This window comes from Sphingopyxis sp. Geo25 (genome assembly GCF_949769135.1).
Classification (GTDB): domain Bacteria; phylum Pseudomonadota; class Alphaproteobacteria; order Sphingomonadales; family Sphingomonadaceae; genus Sphingopyxis.
On the sequence record NZ_CATKOZ010000003.1, the window covers coordinates 90,626 to 108,216 of the forward strand.

General features: G+C 65.6%; 18 protein-coding genes. 5 read left to right on the forward strand and 13 right to left on the reverse strand.

The window, feature by feature from the left end; all coding sequences use genetic code 11:
- The first annotated feature begins 11 nt into the window (after positions 1-11).
- Positions 12-1,385 carry a glutamate--cysteine ligase gene (locus tag QOL68_RS10990; RefSeq protein WP_204992238.1) on the forward strand — a complete coding sequence of 458 codons (1,374 nt, stop codon included), beginning with the start codon at positions 12-14 and terminating at the stop codon, positions 1,383-1,385.
- A 113-nt stretch (positions 1,386-1,498) separates the two neighbouring features.
- Here the strand turns inward: QOL68_RS10990 and QOL68_RS10995 are convergent, their stop codons facing one another.
- The 10 genes from QOL68_RS10995 to QOL68_RS11040 all read right to left on the reverse strand — a co-directional run bounded on the left by QOL68_RS10995 (position 1,499) and on the right by QOL68_RS11040 (position 8,446).
- A complete protein-coding gene (locus QOL68_RS10995) occupies positions 1,499-2,170 on the reverse strand; it encodes a glutathione S-transferase family protein (RefSeq protein ID WP_282949435.1) in 672 nt (223 codons plus the stop codon).
- 42 nt (positions 2,171-2,212) lie between these two features.
- Positions 2,213-2,857, reverse strand: a complete 645-nt coding sequence (gene yihA, locus QOL68_RS11000) for a ribosome biogenesis GTP-binding protein YihA/YsxC (protein WP_282949434.1) — start codon at positions 2,855-2,857, stop codon at positions 2,213-2,215.
- 109 nt (positions 2,858-2,966) lie between these two features.
- Complete coding sequence (gene yidC / locus QOL68_RS11005; protein WP_282949433.1) at positions 2,967-4,706, reverse strand: membrane protein insertase YidC; 1,740 nt, start codon at positions 4,704-4,706, stop codon at positions 2,967-2,969.
- 46 nt (positions 4,707-4,752) lie between these two features.
- Positions 4,753-4,965 (reverse strand): membrane protein insertion efficiency factor YidD, encoded by a 213-nt coding sequence (yidD, locus tag QOL68_RS11010; RefSeq protein WP_058456758.1) that lies wholly within the window; start codon positions 4,963-4,965, stop codon positions 4,753-4,755.
- 142 nt (positions 4,966-5,107) lie between these two features.
- A complete protein-coding gene (gene rnpA / locus QOL68_RS11015) occupies positions 5,108-5,455 on the reverse strand; it encodes a ribonuclease P protein component (protein WP_058810749.1) in 348 nt (115 codons plus the stop codon).
- A gap of 29 nt (positions 5,456-5,484) precedes the next feature.
- Entirely contained in the window at positions 5,485-5,619 is a 135-nt protein-coding gene (rpmH, locus tag QOL68_RS11020) for a 50S ribosomal protein L34 (RefSeq protein WP_003046693.1), read from the reverse strand.
- 101 nt (positions 5,620-5,720) lie between these two features.
- The gene (locus QOL68_RS11025) at positions 5,721-6,029 is read right to left on the reverse strand and encodes a hypothetical protein (protein WP_058456827.1); all 309 of its coding nucleotides are present in this window, start codon (positions 6,027-6,029) and stop codon (positions 5,721-5,723) included.
- Between the two features lie 101 nt (positions 6,030-6,130).
- Positions 6,131-6,280 (reverse strand): hypothetical protein, encoded by a 150-nt coding sequence (locus QOL68_RS11030; protein ID WP_204992099.1) that lies wholly within the window; start codon positions 6,278-6,280, stop codon positions 6,131-6,133.
- 212 nt (positions 6,281-6,492) lie between these two features.
- Complete coding sequence (locus tag QOL68_RS11035; RefSeq protein ID WP_282949431.1) at positions 6,493-7,008, reverse strand: hypothetical protein; 516 nt, start codon at positions 7,006-7,008, stop codon at positions 6,493-6,495.
- Between the two features lie 196 nt (positions 7,009-7,204).
- Entirely contained in the window at positions 7,205-8,446 is a 1,242-nt protein-coding gene (locus tag QOL68_RS11040; protein ID WP_282949430.1) for an FAD-dependent monooxygenase, read from the reverse strand.
- 104 nt (positions 8,447-8,550) lie between these two features.
- On the opposite strand from QOL68_RS11040, the gene QOL68_RS11045 reads away from it, so the two are divergent.
- On the forward strand, positions 8,551-9,102 hold the full coding sequence (locus tag QOL68_RS11045) for a TetR/AcrR family transcriptional regulator (RefSeq protein WP_282949429.1): 552 nt from the start codon (positions 8,551-8,553) through the stop codon (positions 9,100-9,102).
- Here the strand turns inward: QOL68_RS11045 and QOL68_RS11050 are convergent.
- Positions 9,099-9,692: a TetR/AcrR family transcriptional regulator gene (locus QOL68_RS11050; RefSeq protein ID WP_282949428.1), complete on the reverse strand. Its 594-nt coding sequence runs from the start codon at positions 9,690-9,692 to the stop codon at positions 9,099-9,101. The two genes, QOL68_RS11045 and QOL68_RS11050, sit on opposite strands and share 4 nt — an antisense overlap.
- Positions 9,693-9,725: 33 nt before the next feature.
- Here QOL68_RS11050 and QOL68_RS11055 point away from each other — a divergent pair, with 33 nt between their 5' ends.
- Genes QOL68_RS11055 through QOL68_RS11065 form a run of 3 tightly spaced genes read left to right on the forward strand, consistent with a single transcriptional unit; the run spans position 9,726 to position 13,740 of the window.
- Positions 9,726-10,907 (forward strand): aromatic ring-hydroxylating oxygenase subunit alpha, encoded by a 1,182-nt coding sequence (locus tag QOL68_RS11055; protein WP_282949427.1) that lies wholly within the window; start codon positions 9,726-9,728, stop codon positions 10,905-10,907.
- Positions 10,904-12,124 carry an FAD-dependent oxidoreductase gene (locus QOL68_RS11060; protein WP_282949426.1) on the forward strand — a complete coding sequence of 407 codons (1,221 nt, stop codon included), beginning with the start codon at positions 10,904-10,906 and terminating at the stop codon, positions 12,122-12,124. The genes QOL68_RS11055 and QOL68_RS11060 overlap by 4 nt, the downstream gene beginning before the upstream one ends.
- Positions 12,121-13,740, forward strand: coding sequence for a phytoene desaturase family protein (locus QOL68_RS11065; protein WP_282949425.1), 1,620 nt, complete (start codon positions 12,121-12,123; stop codon positions 13,738-13,740). The genes QOL68_RS11060 and QOL68_RS11065 overlap by 4 nt, the downstream gene beginning before the upstream one ends.
- Here QOL68_RS11065 and QOL68_RS11070 read toward each other — a convergent pair.
- Positions 13,702-15,048 carry an APC family permease gene (locus QOL68_RS11070; RefSeq protein WP_282949424.1) on the reverse strand — a complete coding sequence of 449 codons (1,347 nt, stop codon included), beginning with the start codon at positions 15,046-15,048 and terminating at the stop codon, positions 13,702-13,704. The two genes, QOL68_RS11065 and QOL68_RS11070, sit on opposite strands and share 39 nt — an antisense overlap.
- A gap of 4 nt (positions 15,049-15,052) precedes the next feature.
- Positions 15,053-17,515, reverse strand: coding sequence for a TonB-dependent receptor (locus tag QOL68_RS11075; RefSeq protein ID WP_282949423.1), 2,463 nt, complete (start codon positions 17,513-17,515; stop codon positions 15,053-15,055).
- Between the last annotated feature and the right edge of the window lie 76 nt (positions 17,516-17,591).

Here is a 17,591-nt window from a genome sequence, read left to right on the forward strand (position 1 = left end):
GATGGCGCGAAATGAGCACGCGCACCGCTTCCGACAGCCACGATCCGATCATCGAAAGTCGCGACCAGCTCGCGGCGCCCATGGCCAGGGGCGAGAAGCCGAGCGATCGCTGGCGGATCGGTACCGAGCACGAAAAATTCGTCTATCGCACCGCCGACCACCGCGCCCCCTCCTATGACGAGCCCGGCGGCATCCGCGACCTCTTGATGGCGCTTACGCGCTTCGGTTGGGAGCCGGTGATCGAGGGCGGGAATGTCATCGCGCTTGCCGGCAGCGACGGCACCGTCAGCCTCGAACCCGCGGGGCAGTTGGAGCTTTCCGGCGCTCCGCTCGAAAATCTCCACCAGACCTGCGCCGAGACCGGGCGGCACCTCAAGCAGGTGAAGGAAGTCGGCGCCGAACTCGGGCTCGGTTTCCTGGGGCTCGGCATGTGGCCCGACAAGACGCGCGCCGAGCTGCCGATCATGCCCAAGGGCCGCTACAAGATCATGCTGGAGCATATGCCGCGCGTCGGCAGCATGGGGCTCGACATGATGCTGCGCACCTGCACCATCCAGACCAACCTCGACTATTCGTCCGAGGCCGACATGGTGCAGAAATTCCGCGTCTCGCTCGCGCTCCAGCCGCTCGCCACCGCGCTCTTCGCCAGCTCGCCCTTCACCGAGGGGAAGCCCAATGGCTATATGTCGTATCGCAGCCATATCTGGACCGACACCGACCCCGCGCGCACCGGCATGTTGCCCTTCGTGTTCGAGGACGGGTTCGGGTACGACCGCTATGTCGACTATATGCTCGACGTGCCGATGTATTTCGTCTTCCGCGACGGCCGATATATCGATGCTGCGGGCCTCAGCTTCCGCGATTTCCTGAAAGGCGAGCTGTCGGCTCTTCCTGGCGAACTGCCGCGGCTTTCCGACTGGACCGACCATCTCTCGACCGCCTTTCCGGAGGTGCGGCTCAAGAGCTTCCTCGAAATGCGCGGCGCCGACGGCGGCCCGTGGAACCGCATCTGCGCGCTGCCCGCGCTGTGGGTCGGGCTGCTCTACGACCAGGGCGCGCTCGATGCGGCGTGGGATCTCGTCAAGGGCTGGAGCATCGAGGAGCAGCAGGCGCTGCGCGATGCCGTCCCCAGCGAAGGCCTCGACGCCCCCGCGCCCGGCGGCGGCACCGTCGGCCAGCTCGCGCACCGCGTGCTCGACATCGCCGCGGCGGGGCTCGCGGCGCGCGGACAGGTCAATTCGATGGGCGACAACGAGGTCGGCTTCCTCGAACCGCTGCGCCGCATCGCGGCGACGGGCAAATCGCCCGCCCACGACCTGCTCGACCGCTACGAAGGGCCGTGGGACCACGACCTGTCGAAAATCTACGACGAGCTGAGCTTCTGATCGCATCGTCCCGATCGGATGGGGACCTGCCATTTGAAGCGAGCCCGTGTTTCCCCTCCCGCCTGCGGGCAGTGGGATAACGGGCGGCCATCGCCCGCAACCCGGCGATCGCCTCAGTCGGGCCCGGCCATCTCGAACTGTTCGATGACCCAGTCCTCGGCCTGCGCGCCGCCGATCCATTCCTGCATACAGGGGTGGCTGATCACCGCCTGGCAATAAGGGATGGCGAAGCGCGGGAGCGGGATCGAGTAGGTGAGGAAGCGCGTGACGACGGGGGCGAACATGATGTCGGCCGCCGACCATTCGCCGAACAGATAATCCCCCTCGCCGCCGAAGCGCGCGCGCGCTTCGGCCCAGATCTGCAGGATGCGGATGACGTCGGCCTGCACCTCGGGCAGCAGCTCGGCGGCGGGGTAGATGCGGCGGATGTTCATGCTGTGGTTGCGGCGCAGCGCCGCGAAGCTCGAATGCATTTCGGCCGCCATCGAGCGCGCCATCGCGCGCGCGGCCATATCGTCGGGCCAAAAGCCGCGGGTGCCGCCGGTCTTTTCGTTGAGATAGTCGATGATCGCCAGGCTGTCCCAGACGACGATGTCCTCGCCGTCCCACAGGATTGGCACCTTGCCGCCCGACGGCGCGAATTCGTCGCCCTCGCGGCGTTTCGACCAGTCCTCGTCATAGAGCGGGACGGTCACCTCCTCGAAGGGCAGGCCGCTATGCTTGACCGCGAGCCAGCCGCGCAGGCTCCAGCTCGAATAGGCCTTGTTGCCGATGAACAGTTTCATGGATTCTCCCTGCCCCTTTCTTCGAGGGAGGGGCGACAAAGGTCAACTCTCGACCGCCTCCAGCACCGCGGTGCGCAGTTCGGCGATCCCCATGCCCTTTTCGCTGCTCGTCGCGATCACATCGGGGTGCGCGGCAGGATGCTTGCGCGCTTCGGCCTCGGTCGCGGCCTGGACCGCGGCGAGGTCGCTCGCCTTGATCTTGTCGGTCTTGGTGAGGACGAGGCGATAGCTGACCGCGGCGATATCGAGCATTTCCAGCACCTCGCGGTCGACGTCCTTGATCCCGTGGCGGCTGTCGATCAGCACCAGCGTGCGCTTCAGCACCTGCCGGCCGCGGAGGTAATCATTCACCAGAAAGCGCCATTTCCTGACGACATCCTTCGGCGCCTTGGCAAAGCCATAGCCCGGCATGTCGACGAGCCGGAACACCAGCGGTTCGCCGACGTCGAAATAATTGAGCTCCTGCGTCCGCCCCGGCGTCACCGAGGTGCGCGCCAGCCCGTTGCGGTTCGTCAGCGCGTTGAGCAGCGACGATTTGCCGACGTTCGAGCGGCCCGCGAACGCGATTTCGGGCACGCTGGGCGCCGGCAGATGCTGGAGCGCGGGCGCCGATTTCAGGAAGGCGATCGGGCCTGCAAACAGCTTGCGGGCGCGTTCGGTTCGGTCGGGATCGATTTCGTCGGTCATAAAGCCTGTGCTCCTGCGCAGGCAGGGGCCCATCTCCTGTTGTCTAAGTCCGAAACCACCGGAGATGGGTCCCCGCCTTCGCGGGGACGCACACGCCAATGGGGCGGTTCTATTTCGCCGGCGCCGCCTTCAGCGCCGGGAACTTGCGATACATGAACTGCTGCTGCGCGATCGACAGGCAGTTGTTCGTGATCCAGTAGAGCAGCAGGCCCGCCGCGAACGGCGCCATGATGAACATGAACATCCACGGCATGATCTTGAACACCTGCTGCTGCACCGGATCGGTCGCCTGCGGGTTCAGGCGGAACTGCAGGAACATCGTGATGCCGAGGATCAGCGCGAGCGGCCCGAGCGCCAGCAGCGACGGCGGCGTGAAGTCGAGCAGGCCGAACAGGTTCAGGAAATGCGCCGGATCGGGCGCCGACAGATCCTTGATCCACAGCGCGAAGGGCTGGTGGCGCATTTCGATCGTCAGCATCAGCACCTTGTAGAGCGCATAGAAGATCGGAATCTGGATGACGATCGGCAGGCAGCCCGCGAGCGGATTGATCTTCTCGTCCTTGTAGAGCTTCATCAGCTCCTGCTGCTGGCGCGGCTTGTCGTCCTTGTAGCGTTCCTGCAGCGCCTTCATCTTCGGCTGGACGAGGCGCATCTGCGCCATCGAATGGAACTGGCGCTGCGCGATCGGGAACATCAGGCCGCGGATGATCAGCGTCAGCAGCATGATCGCGACGCCGAAATTGCCGACCATGCGGAACAGCCAGTCGAGCAGCTTGAAGATCGGCACCGCGAAAAATTCGAACCAGCCCCAGTCGATCGCGTTCGACAGGCGGGTAATGCCCTGATCCTTCTCGTAGCGCTGGAGGGTATAGACCTCCTTCGCGCCCGCGAAGATGCGCGTCGTCGTCGTGACCTGCTTGCCCGGTGCGACCTCGGCAAAGTTCCGCGCGAACAGCGTCTGGTAATTATTGGCTGCGGGCGAGGTGATCGATGCGCTGACACGCTCACCCTTGGCGGGGACGACCGCCGCGAGCCAATATTTGTCGGTGAACCCGAGCCAGCCGGCCGAATCATATTTCGCCGCCGTGCCTTCGTCGAGGTCGGTGTAATTGACGTCGAACACCGACTTGCCGCCGAGATAGCCGGTCGGTCCGACGTGGATCGTCCAGCTGTCCTGTTCGTGCGGATCGGTCGGCTTGCCGAGGCGATCGATCAGCGCGAAGCTGCTTGCGCTGACCGGTGCCGCGCCGCTGTTGGCGATCGTCTGCTTCGCGGTGATCAGATAATCGGCGTCGATGCTGTACGCGATGCGGAAGGTCTGGCCGGTGGTGTTCGACCAGCTCAGGGTTACGGGCGTCGTCGGCGTGAGCTTCGCACCCGACGCGGTCCAGACCGTCGCGGGCCCCGGAACCTCGACGCCCTGCGCGGCCCAGCCGACGCTCGCGAAATAGGCGGCCTTGGTGTTGCCCGGCGCGAAGAGGCGCACCGGCGGCGCGTTCTTCTTGATCGTCTGGCGATATTTGGTGAGCGTGATGTCGTCGATGCGCGCGCCGACGAGGTTGATCGAGCCGGCGAGCGCCGGTGTATCGATCGGCACGCGGTTCGCCGAGGCGACGGCGGTTTCGACCGCGACGATCGCCTGCGCGGCGGGGGCGGCGGGCGCGCCGGGTGTCGGCAGCTTGGCGGGCTGACCCGGCGCCGCGGTGGTCGCGGTCGGCGAACCTGCGACGGTCTTCGTCACATCGGGCTTGGCCGGGGTCGGGAAGAATTTCTGGGAAACGAAGTTCCAGCCCAGGAGGATAGCCGCCGACAGCAAGATTGCCGTGATCCAGTTACGCTTGTCGTCCACGCTCTTCGGTCTCTCTTCGTCTCAAAAATGTCGGGATAGGCCGCGCTCAAGGCACGGGGTCGTAGCCGTGACCGCCCCAAGGATGGCAGCGCAATAGCCGCTTTGTCGCCAGCCAGCCACCCTTGATCGCACCATGGCGTTTGAGCGCGACGATCGCATATTCGCTGCACGACGGGGCGTAGCGGCAGGTCGGCGGCAGGATGCGCGACGGGCCGAGTTGCCAGCCGCGGGCGATCAGGATGAGCAGCTTTGCGATCATGAACAAAGACCGGAAAACTGCCGAACTTCATTCGCGATTGCCCTTTGTTCGACACCCCGGACTTGATCCGGGCCCCATGCGACCGCGGTGGTTATGGACCCCGGATCAAGTCCGGGGTGACGATAAGGGAGAAGGGCAACGCTCATAACGCCTTCGCCGCCAGCTTCTTCGCCGCGCGCCTCAGCGCCGAATCGAGATGCTCGCCGAGTTCGGCAAAGGCGATGTCGTTGCCGCCGGGGCGCCCGATCAGCACATGGTCGGCGCCCGCGATGCCCGATTCGCGAAGCGCGGCGCGCGCAAGTTCGCGGAAGCGCCGCTTCATCCGGTTGCGAGTGACGGCGTTGCCGACCTTCTTGCTGACCGTAAAGCCGACGCCCGGCTCATCGTCGCCATCGCCGCGCGGGCGGACGAGCAGGACAAAGCCGGGCATGGGGAAGCGAAGGCCGCGGTTGGCGGCCAGAAATTCGCTGCGTTTCGATAGCGTTCGCACCAGACGGGCTGGCGCAGAAGCGCCGGCGCTTAGGCCGACAGCTTCTTGCGGCCGCGGGCGCGGCGAGCGGCCAGAACCTTGCGGCCGCCGACGGTGGCCTTGCGGGCGCGGAAGCCGTGACGGCGCTTGCGCACGAGGCGGCTCGGTTGATAGGTGCGCTTCATCGCGGTTTTCCCTAGATCTTGTCAAATGCCGTAACAGAAAAGGGCCGCCAGACGTGGGCGGCCACTGTTGGACGCGCCGATAAGCGGGATTCGGTGCAAAGTCAATCGCCATCAAGCGACTCCAGGGCGGCCCGTGCCCGCCGCCGCGCGGCGCTGACGCGGCGCATGATCCGGTCGGCGCGCTCGCCGTAGCGCGGGTGGCTGCGCTTGAAGCGGACATAGCGCCGCTTCGCCCACGCGCTGTTCTGGAGGCAGAGCATCAGGCCGACGGGGAAGAGGATGATGAAGCCGGGGCCGGGAAGCACGCCGACGACCGGCGCGGCGACGATCAGCAGCACGCCGAGCAGGAAGAGCGCGAGGCGAACCTGCGCATTACGCCGCAAGCGCTGGTAGAGGCTCCGTTTCGCCATAGGGGCGATGTGGGGAGCCTGCGGCGTGTTGCAAGGATAAAGCAGTTCGGCACGCCCGAGCCGACGATCGCGCATGTCCGCTTTGGGGTGGGAAGCGGACGTCAGCTTATGAGATACAGCACGATTGAAACGGGTATGCCTATCAGGATCGAAATGCTGACAATCGCGACGACCCAAGCTGCCGCGCGGCCATGGCGGTCGTCCACATGCTCAATAGCCGTTCGCGCAAGATCTACGATCAAGATTTCCATATCGACATCATACCGGGACCAAACATGCCCGCAATCGGTCGTTAGCAGTCATCCGCTCCAGATCGGCACGAATGGCGGCTAACGACCGGAAGCTGCCCTATCCATCATCGTCACCCCGGACTTGATCCGGGGTCCATGACTTCAGCGCTGCGGTGGATCCCGGATCAAGTCCGGGATGACGAATGACAGCATACGGCCGAAAGCGGACGTAGCTACTCCGTGCCTGCAATGGGTTTGAAATCGTAAACTTGGCAGCTGAGGCCCCGGCTCTTGAGAGGCAGAGGCGGGGTTGCCCGCTTTATCCACTTGTTCCGAAACCAGAAATCGAGCGTGCAACTATCCACGAAATCAATGACCGGAAGATTGCCTCGGAAGGCCAACACTCCATACTCTCCTACCTCGGGGAAGACAGCACGATAGATCGGACAATTTGCTCTAGGGATCGCGAAATAGTCGACGGACCAAGCATCCAACTGCTCGTCGACCTTCAATGAACCTGCATAAACATGGATCACCCTAAAATGTGCTTTCCCGCCGTTTTTTGGCGCGTCGGTGATGACACCGTAGACAATGTTATATGAGTTTTTGAACCGCTCGGTCGCCGCTTCGCGCGCTTCCGCTCCAAGGTTACGATCGGGCGGAGGAGGCGGTAGCGGGGGGCAAGCTAGGGCCAAAGATGCACGAAACATCAGAATTGCCGTTAAGATCTTTATTCCGAGAATCCTCATCGTCCAATTCCCTGCTTGCGGGTCAATCCAATCTTGCCCTTTCCAATAGGCTCTTCTGATTTACCTGCGCCGCCTCCCTGGAATACCGAGCATTGCCGATCCGATTAGTCTCTGTGAACGAAGGAGTTTAACGACGGCTTTCCACCCCATCGCGGTCGTCAACGCTGTAGGGCCCCGGTGACGCACCCCGCCACCTTCAGGCCGCAAGCCGCCACCCCGTCGCATCACCCTCCCCCGCCGAGCCCGCGTCTCCGCCCGGGGCCACCGCCAGCTCGCGCCGCGCGATCCCCGACAGTTGCAGCGCCAGCTTCGCCTTGAACGGCGGCACCCGGTCGAGTGCCCGCAGCAACAGGTTGCGCACCCCGCGCCGGACCCGCCCGCGAACCAGCGCCAGTTTCGTCAGCCGCCCCGCCAGCCCCAGCACCGCCTCGGCGGCCGGACGGCGCCGCGCGCCATACGCATCGAGCAGGCTTTCGGGCGCGCCGCGCACGACGCGCGCCAGCAACGGTGCCAGCAGCATCGCATCGACGATCCCGGTGTTCATCCCCTGCCCGCCCGCGGGGCTGTGGACGTGCGCGGCGTCGCCCATGACGAGCAGCCGACCGTCCCGATAGGTGTCGGCGACGCGGTGGTGGACGCGGAACGCCGAACTCCAGTGGACTTCGGCGACGACCGGGACGACCGCCGGCCCGCCGCGCTCGGGGCCGCGCGTGTCGAGCAAATGCTGGATCGCGGCGCGATCGGGGCGCTCGCCTTCGTGGCGGTGCGTCGCGACGATACGATGGCGTCCCCCGGGCAGCGGCGCGACGACGACCATCCCCGCGGGCGAGAAGAACAGCGACACCTCCTGCTCGCGCCGGGGCACCGCGAAGCTCACATCGGCCAGCACGAAGCTCTCTTCGTAGCGTCCGCCCTCGAAGGCGATGGTCGACGCCTCGCGCACCTTGCTGTGCATCCCGTCGCCGCCGACGACGTAGCGCGCGCGGATCGTCCGTTCGCCACTCCCGGTCGTCACGCGCACCGTCACGCCGTCCGCATCCTGCGCAAGGTCCAGCGCCTCGACGCCGCGATGCACCCGGCCGCCGAGCGCGGCAAGCCGCTCGGTCAGGATGCGTTCGGTGACGTCCTGCGGCAGCATCAGCACGAAGGGATAGCGCGACGGCAGCCGGTCGAAATCGATCGACAGCAGCCGGTGGCGCCGGTCGCGCACCGCAAAGCGCGTCATCTTCAGGCCCGCTGCCAGCATCTGCGGCACGACGCCGAGCGGTTCGAGCATTTCCAGCGTGTGCGCATGGATCACCCCGGCGCGCGACAGATTGAGGCCCGCTTCCAGCCGGTCGATCAGCAGATGGTCGATTCCCGCCTGCTGCAGCGCGGTGGCGAGCGCGAGCCCGGTGGGGCCGGCGCCGACGATCAGCACGTCGGTCTTCGTCTTCATCGTCTCGACTCCTTTTGTCAACATTTGTTGACTTTTCTCACATGGGCTTGTTTTTGTCAACAGTCGTTGATAAATGTTGTGCCATGGTCGACAAGCCGTTGAAAATGAAGAAGTCGGAACGCACGCGCGCGGCGATCGAAGCGGCTGCGCGGCGGCTGTTCGCCGAGCATGGCTATGAGCGGACGGGGATTCGCGACATTGCCGCGGCGGCGGCGATCGATCCCGCGATGGTGATCCGCTATTTCGGCAGCAAGGACCGCCTGTTTGCCGAGGTCGCCGATTTCGACCTGGGCCTGCCCGATGTCGCCAGCATCGATCCCGCGCATGTCGGGCGGACGCTCGTCGCTCATTTCCTCGCGCTGTGGGAGGGCGACAGGGCGAACGGCGGCCTGCCGGTCCTGCTCCGTTCGGCGGCGTCGAACGAATTCGCGTCGACGCGAATCCAGCAATTGTTCGCGGCCCAGGTGCTGCCCGTGCTGCTGTCGCTCGGTCCGTCCGCAACCGCGTCGCAACGCGCCGGGCTCGTCGCCAGCCAGATCCTCGGCCTCGCGCTCACGCGCTACGTCCTCGCGCTGCCTCCCGTCGTCGCGCTCGACCGCGAAACGATCCTCGCCGAGGTCGGCGCGACGGTCCAGCGTTACGCAATCGGCGGCTAGGGCAGCAGCGCGGCCAGCGCGCGTTCGACCATCTGCGCCGCGGCGTCGGCGCCGAAGCTCGCGGCGTCGAGCGACAGTTCGAGCCACAGGCCGTCGACCATCGCGGTCAGCATGATCGCCAGACGGTCGGGATCGCGCGCGCCGCACGCGACGAGCAATTCGCCGAGGCGCGCGCGATAGCCGGCGTAGCTCGTCGCGTGGATCGCCGCCATCCGCGCGTCACTCCGCGCCAGCGCCCAGAAGGCGGTCCACGCGCCGAGCAGTTCGGGATCGGTCACCGGCGCGCGGAAGCTCGCGGTAAGGTAAGCCGACAACCGCGCGCGCGGATCGGCGCCGGCCCCTTCCACCGCGCCCGCGAAGATCGCGTCCATCCGGTCGCTCGTCGCCTGATAGGTCGCGGCGACCAGGTCGTCGATTCCCTCGAAATAATGGCGCAGCAGCCCGGGCGACACCCCCGCCTGCGCGCAGATCGCGCGGACGCTCGTCCCCGCGAGGCCATGTTCGGCCAGCACCGCCGCGGTCGCCTCGATCAGGTCCGCCCGGCGGGCATCGGCGCTTTCGCGCGTAAAGGCTTGGCGAGCGGCGGTCATGTTGTTATACAATCGTACAACAAGGAACGAACCATGGCAACGCTACGCGACACCTTCGACACCATCGACCCGCTCCCCACCGATTCGCTCGACGGCTGGTCGCTCCCCGCCTGGACCTACAGCGACCCCGACTTCTATGCCGCCGAAATGGACCGCATCTTCCGCCCGAGCTGGCAGGTCGTCTGCCACGACAGCGACATCCCGAACACCGGCGACTGGCATAGCATCGACTATTGCGGCGAGAGCGTGATTCTCGCGCGCGGCACCGACTGCGTCGTGCGCGCCTTCACCAACGTCTGCCGCCACCGCGGCTCCCGCCTCGTCGATGGCGCGACGGGCTGCGCGAAGAAGCTCGTCTGTCCCTATCATGCCTGGACCTACGAACTCGACGGGCGGCTCTCTGGCGTACCCGACAGCGCGAGCTATCCGACCCTTGACAAGGGCAAGGCCGGACTCGTGCCCGTCGGGCTCGAACAATGGCGCGGCTTCTGGTTCGTTCGGCTGGAGGACGATGGCGGCCCGTCGGTTTCTGGCATGATGGCGCCCTATGAGGCGATGATCGACCCGTACCGTTTCGAGGAACTCGGCGCGCTGGGCCGGGTCACCATGCGCCCGCGCGCGGTGAACTGGAAGAATGTCGGCGACAATTATTCGGATGGCCTCCACATCCCCGTCGCGCATCCCGGCCTCACCCGCCTGTTCGGCAAAAGCTATGGCGTCGAGGCCGAGGACAATGTCGACCGCATGTGGGGTGATCTGATCGACCGCCCGTCGGTCAACTGGTCGGAGCGCATGTACCAGCGGCTGCTGCCGCCCGTCCCGCATCTGCCCGAAGACCGGCAACGCCACTGGCTCTATTTCAAGCTCTGGCCCAACGTCGCCTTCGACATCTATCCCGATCAGGTCGATTTCATGCAGTGGCTGCCGACCGGACCGACGACCTGCCTGATCCGCGAAATTTCCTATGTGCTCCCCGATGAGCGCCGCGAGATGAAGGCCGCGCGCTACCTCAACTGGCGCATCAACCGCCAGGTCAATGCCGAGGACACCGAACTGATCACGCGTGTCCAGATGGGCATGCAGTCGAAGAGCTTCAGCATGGGTCCGCTCAGCGACAAGGAAGTGTGCCTCAAGCATTTCTGCGCACGAATGCGCGAGATCATTCCCGAGGCGCGGCTGGAGCAGGCGCCGCCTGCCGGCTGGAGCCGCCGTTGAACGCCGACGCGCCCGTGGTGATCGTCGGCGGCGGACCCGCCGGCATGGTCGCGGGGCTGCTCTTTGCCCGCGCCGGCGTTCCCGTCACCATCCTCGAAAAACATGCCGATTTCCTCCGCGATTTCCGCGGCGACACCGTACACCCCTCGACGCTCGAGCTATTCAACGAGATCGGGCTGCTCGAAGAGTTGCTGAAGGAGCCGCACGCTGCGATCGACACGATGACGCTCAATCTGCTCGGCGGCCAATATACGATCGCGACGATGAAGCATCTTCCCGTCGCGGCACGCTTCGTCGCGATGATGCCGCAATGGGATCTGCTCGATTTCATCGCCGGACAGGGCAAGCGCTACCCGACCTTCGACCTGCGCATGTCGACCGAGGCCACCGGGCTGACTAGTGATGCCGCGGGTCGGGTCAGCGGCGTGACGCTCGCGACCGGGGAGACGCTGCCCACTCGCCTCGTCATTGCCGCCGACGGCCGCCGCTCGGTGCTGCGCGACGCCGCCGAGCTGCCGCGGGAGGATCTCGGCGCGCCGATGGACGTGCTGTGGTTCCGCGTCCCCGTTCCCGCGGGCATGGATATGTCCGAGGTCGCGCTCGGCACGATCGACAAGGGCGGCATGGTCGTCGCGATCCCGCGCGGCGACTATTGGCAATGCGCGCAGATTATCGAAAAGGGAGGCTTCGCGCCGATCGAGGCGCGCGGGATCGCCGCCTTTCGCGATCGTATCGTCGAGATTGCGCCGGGCCTCGCCGCCGGCATCGATGCGATCGAGAGCTTCGATGATGTAAAATTGCTCTCGGTTGCGCTCGACCGGCTGACGCGCTGGTCGCGTCCCGGCCTGCTCGCGATCGGCGATGCGGCGCATGCGATGTCGCCGGTCGGCGGCGTCGGGATCAACCTCGCGGTACAGGATGCCGTCGCGGCGGCGAACATCCTCGCCGCACCGCTCGCCGCAAACGCCGATCCCGATCCGCTGCTCGCGACGGTGCAGGCGCGCCGCTGGACGCCGACCACGCGGATGCAGGCGATCCAGCGTTTCGCGCACCAGCGCGTCATCGAACCGATGCTGCGCGGCGAAATCACCCGGGTGCCCTTCGCCGTCCGCCTGCTCGACGCCATTCCGCTGCTTCGCCGCATTCCGGGCCGTATCCTCGGCCTCGGCTTCGGCCGCCAGCATGTCCAATCCCCGCTTGCGAAAGAGTTTTCATGACCAAAGCCTATGATGCCCTGATTATCGGCGCCGGCCACAACGGCCTAGTCTGCGCCTTCTATCTCGCCAGGGCGGGGCTGAAGGTGCGCATCGTCGAGGCGCGCGACGTCGTTGGCGGCGCCGCAGTGACCGAAGAGTTCGCTCCCGGCTTCCGCAATTCGGTCGCGAGCTACACGGTCAGCCTGCTCCAGCCGAAGGTGATCGCGGACATGAAGCTCGCCGATCATGGCTATCGCGTCATCGAACGCCCGATCAGCAATTTCCTCCCGCAGGAAGATGGTGGTTACCTCAAGCTCGGCGGTGGGCTGGAGCGCACGCAGGCCGAGTTCCGCAAGTTTTCGGGACGCGACGCCGACGTGCTCCCGGCCTATTATGACGCGCTCGAAAATGTCGCCGAATTGCTCCGCGACCTCGCGCTGCGGGTGCCGCCGAACGTCGGCGAGGGCCTGCGCACCTTGCTCGACGGCGCGCGGCAGGGACGGCGATTCGCGACGCTCAGCCTCGAACAGCAGCGCGACGTGCTCGACCTCTTCACCAAATCGGCGCGCACGATGCTCGACAGCTGGTTCGAAAGCGAGGCGGTCAAGGCCGCCTTCGGCTTCGATGCGGTCGTCGGCAACTATGCCAGCCCCGACACCCCGGGGAGTGCCTATGTCCTGCTCCACCACGTCTTCGGCGAGGTGAACGGCAAGAAGGGAGCCTGGGGTCACAGCGTCGGCGGCATGGGCAAGATTACCGAGATCATGGCAAAGGTCTGCCGCGACATGGGGGTCGAGATCAGCCTCGAAAGCCCGGTCGCCAAGGTGCTCGTCGATGGCAGCAAGGCGGCCGGGGTCAAGCTGGTCGGCGGCGAGGAGATTGCAGCGGCGCGCGTCATCGCCAATGTCGGGCCGAAACTGCTTTATGAGCGGCTGATGGTTGCCAGCGACCTGCCGGCCGACTTCGAGCGCCGCATCAAGGGCTTCAAGGCGGGCAGCGGCACTTTCCGCATGAATGTCGCGCTGTCGGAGCTCCCCAAATTCACCTGCCTTCCCGAGCCGGGCGAGCATCACCAGTCGGGGATCATCCTGGCGCCGACGCTCGATTATATGGACCGCGCCTTCCTCGACGCGAAACAGCATGGCTGGTCGAAGGCGCCGATCGTCGAGATGCTGATCCCCTCGACCGTCGACGACAGCCTCGCGCCCGAGGGGTGCCATGTCGCGAGCCTCTTCTGTCAGCAGTTTGCACCCGAATTGCCCGCCAAAGACGATGGGACTCCCCGCGATTGGGACGATGAGGAGGAAGCGGCCGCCGACGCGATCCTCGACACGGTCGAGAAACACGCGCCGGGCTTCCGCGCCAGCATCGTCGGCAGCACGCGCCTTTCGCCCAAGGGGCTCGAACGCAAGTTCGGCCTCGTCGGCGGCGACATCATGCACGGCAATATGAGCCTCGACCAGCTCTGGGCCGCGCGCCCGGTGCTGGGCAACGGCGGCTATCGCGGACCGGTCAAAGGACTCTATATGTGCGGTGCGGGCACGCACCCGGGCGGCGGCGTGACCGGCGCACCGGGGCACAACGCCGCGCAGGTGATCCTACGCGATCGGGGCTTCTTCGCGCCACGCTGGCGCTGAGCGACGCATCAGGAAATAGATGGGAAGCCCCGCCGCGGTCATCGCCAGGCTCCACAAGCTCGCCTCCAGCCCGGCGCCGTAAAAGGCCCAGCAGCTATAGGCCGCACCGACCAGCGTGACCGCCGCGAAGCCCGGCGACACGCGCAGCTCGCCGAGATGTTCGAGCTTCAGTGCGGCGAGGCTGCCGACGACGTAGAGGATGATCGCGGTCGAGGTCGTTACCAGCACCATGAAGGTGAAGAGCCCGGCCAGTCCGCGCGAATAATTGGCGTAAACGACGAAGCTCGCGAGCGCGCTCGACAGGATCTGTGCGGCGAGGGGCGAGCCGAACCGGTTGTCGTGGCCGAGCAGCGACGGGAGAAGACGGCGGTGCGCCAGTTCGCGGGGAATCTCGCCCTGTAGCAGGACGAAGCCGTTGAGCGCGCCGAGCGCGGCGATCGCAGCGAAGATCGCGACGACGTCACCCGCCGTCGGGCTTACAAGGGCGCCGAAGAAGGTCGCATAGGCCGCGTTGGACTGCTGGAGCGTGTCGACCGGCAGCAGCAAGGTCACCGCGGTGCAGGAGAGGAGGTAAAGCAGGCCGGTCGCCGCCGCCGCGATTAATGTCGCGCGCGGGATCGTGCGTTCGGGATCCTTTACGCGATCGCCGACAATTGCCGCGCTTTCGAAGCCGAGCAGCGCGAACAATGTCAGCGTCGCGGCGCCGCTGATCGCTGACAGGCTGACCGGCGCGGTGTGTGCCATCCCCTCGACGCGCGCCTCACCCGTACCGAGCAGCCATAGCGCGACGCCGATGGCTCCGATAACCGGCACCAGCTTTAGCAGGAGCGTGATGACCTGCGTATTCCCCGCACGCCGCACGCCGGTGAGGTTGATCAGCGTAAAGAACCACAAAAAGCCGATCGCAAGCAGCGCCGCGAGTGGACCCTTTTCCCCCAGCCGCGGCGCAACGATGGACAGGTTGCTGATCGCCGCAACCGCCAGCGTCGCGTTCGCGGTCCAGCAGCTGATCCAGTAGCTCCACGCGACGATGAAACCGACCCCGGGACCGAAGGCCGCATTGGCATAGGTGAAGGCCGCACTGCCGCCCGGCAGGCGGCGCGACAGGCGCGCAAAGATCAGCGCGAGGCACAGCGTTCCGGTGATCGTCACGCCCCAGCCGATCACGGCGTTCCACCCGAGCGGGGCGAGGTCGCGCGGGAGCAGGAACACCCCCGACCCGATCATATTGCCCATACCGAGCGCGATGCACATCAAAAGGCCGAGCTTTTGGCCCGGCCTTTTGATGCTGGCCGCAGTATCGGTCACCAGATCAGAACTTGGCGCCCAGCCGCGCCCCGAGCGTCTGGGGCTGGTTCACGAGGATCTGCACGCGCCCGTTGCACTGCCCGCAGTTCGAGAAGCGCGAGAGCTCGGCGCGCTCGTCGAACGCGTTCTGCAGGAATAGCTCGAAGCTGTAGCGGCTCCAGTCGAACCCGACCGCGAAATCGACCGTCGTCGATCCGCGAATGCGTCCAAGCTCGTTCGCGACATCGACCCGGATGTCCGAGCTGGCCGATCCGCGATGCGCGATCACCGACTGCAGGTGCAACTCGCCCGGTCCGACGGGGAAGGCGTAGCGCACGGTGGCGTTGCCGTTGAACTTCGGCGTCACCGGCAGGCGCGTCCCCTTCGGCGCCGCGATCGAATTGTCAGGGTCGGCGGTACATTGATACGTCGGATCGTCGATCGCGCAGAGATTGTTACGCGTCTTGGCATCGGTATAGGACGCCGCCGCCGAGATCGTCAGCCCGTCGGTCGGCCGGATATTGATGTCCGCCTCGATGCCCTTGATCCGGGCGTTCGGGCCATTGTGAATCTCGGTAAAGCTGTTGAGCCCAAGGAAGGAGAACTGGAAGCGCTTCCAGTTCTGCAGATAGACGGCAGCGTTCAGACGAACCAGCCCGCCGGCGAGCGTCGTCTTGATCCCGAGCTCATAGTTGGTGAGGAAATCGGCGTCATAGGGCGCGATCGTCGCGCGGCGATTGATGCCGCCCGGCCGGAAACCGCGCGACCATGTCGCGTAAGTCAGGACATCCTCGCTGGGTTTCCACGTCAGGTTCAGGCGGTGGGTGAAGCCCGTATCCTTCGTCCGCTTGGGGACCAGCTTGCCGTTCACATAATCGGCAAGGTTGGTACAGGGCCCGCCCTCGACCTCGGCGGGAAGCAGGGTGCCGCCGGGATTGTCGCGCAGGATTGCGCCCGTCGTGGTGTAACAGCCGGCCACGCCCGTCCGCGAACTGCCCGCCCCGTTGAACGGCGGGCCATTGGGATTGCGGCCGAAGCCGAAGAAGCCGATCAGGCTGTTGTCGTATTTGTAATAGCGCCCGCCCCCGGTCAGCGTGATCGTCGGAGTGATGTCGAAGCTCGCCTCGCCGAACGCTGCATAATCCTTGTCGACGCGCTTCTGTTCGGTGAGCCACAGCGTGCCCGGCCGACCGTTGACCGACAGCGCGTCGGCAAGGCCGGGGACGATATAGTCCTGATGAATCTCGTTGCTCTGGCGCTGGAAGAACAGTCCGGCCACGACGCGGAAGCGCGAGTCCTGCGGCGACGAGATGCGCAATTCCTGGCTCAGCTTGCGGAAATGATCGGTGCCGATGATATACTGGCGCGGGTCGATGTCGTTGCCCGCGTTATCCTCGAGGTAGAAATAGCCGGCAAGGCCGCCATAGGAGGCATAGAGCGCGTCATAGGCCTCGGCATAGTCGGTATAGTCGTTGATCTGGTAAGTCTTGCGGTCGAGATAGGCGCCCGCATAGGTGACGTCGAAATTGCCGAGCTTGCCCTCGATCGTCAGTGCTGCCTGGATGAACTTGTCGCTGCGCGAGTCGGGATAGAAACGCTGGACCTGCAGATCGCCGACAAGCGGATCCTGCGCGAAGGTGCCGTGGCTCTTCTGCTTCTGGTAGAGGACCGTCGGCGTGATCGTCCAATTGTCGTCGAGGTCGACCTTCAACGCGGCGCGGCCACCATAGATTTCGGCATCGTTGAAATCCTTCTCGACGAAGGCGTCGTTGTCGACGGTGATGCCGCCCGGGGTTGGCAGGAACGACCGCGTGCCGGGCACATTGTCGATATAGCCCGCGTCCTTCTGGTACCAGCCGACGAGGCGAACCGCGGCCATCTCGCTGAGCGGCGCATTGATCATGCCTTCGAGGCGGCCGCCGGTCCCGCCATGCTTGATCGTGTTAAGCTCGCCGTCGACGCGGCCTTCGAAGCCTGCCGTGCTCGGCTTGTTGGTGATGATGCGGATCGTGCCCGCCTGCGATGAGGCGCCATAAAGCGTGCCTTGCGGACCCGCGAGCGATTCGATGCGCGCGATGTCATAGATATGGACGTCGAGCGTGCCGCCGATCGTCGTGACTGGCTGTTCGTCGAGATAGACGCCGACGCTGGGCAGCGAGCCCGAGTGGTTGCCGTCGCCGCCGCTCGCGACGCCGCGCATATAGACCGTGGTCACGCCCGGCTGGCTCGACTGGAAGGAGACGCTCGGAAGGAGCTTCGAGAAGTCCTGGAAATTGGCGACGTTCAACTGGTCGAGCTTGCGCGTGCCGAGCGCCTGGATGCTGATCGGAACATTCTGCAGATTTTCCTCGCGCTTCTGCGCGGTGACGATGATCTCGTCGTCGGCGCCCGCGTCCGAAGCCTGCTGGGCGATCGCGGCGCCCGGCGACAGCATCGTCGTCGACAAGGATGCCAAGAGCAACGCGCGGCGTGAAAAACGAAACCCCATACAGACCCCCCTGTTCATGCTGGCGCCGTTTGTTGCAGCGCAGGGCGCCAAGGTGTGCCAGCTTTCGGGCAATCGT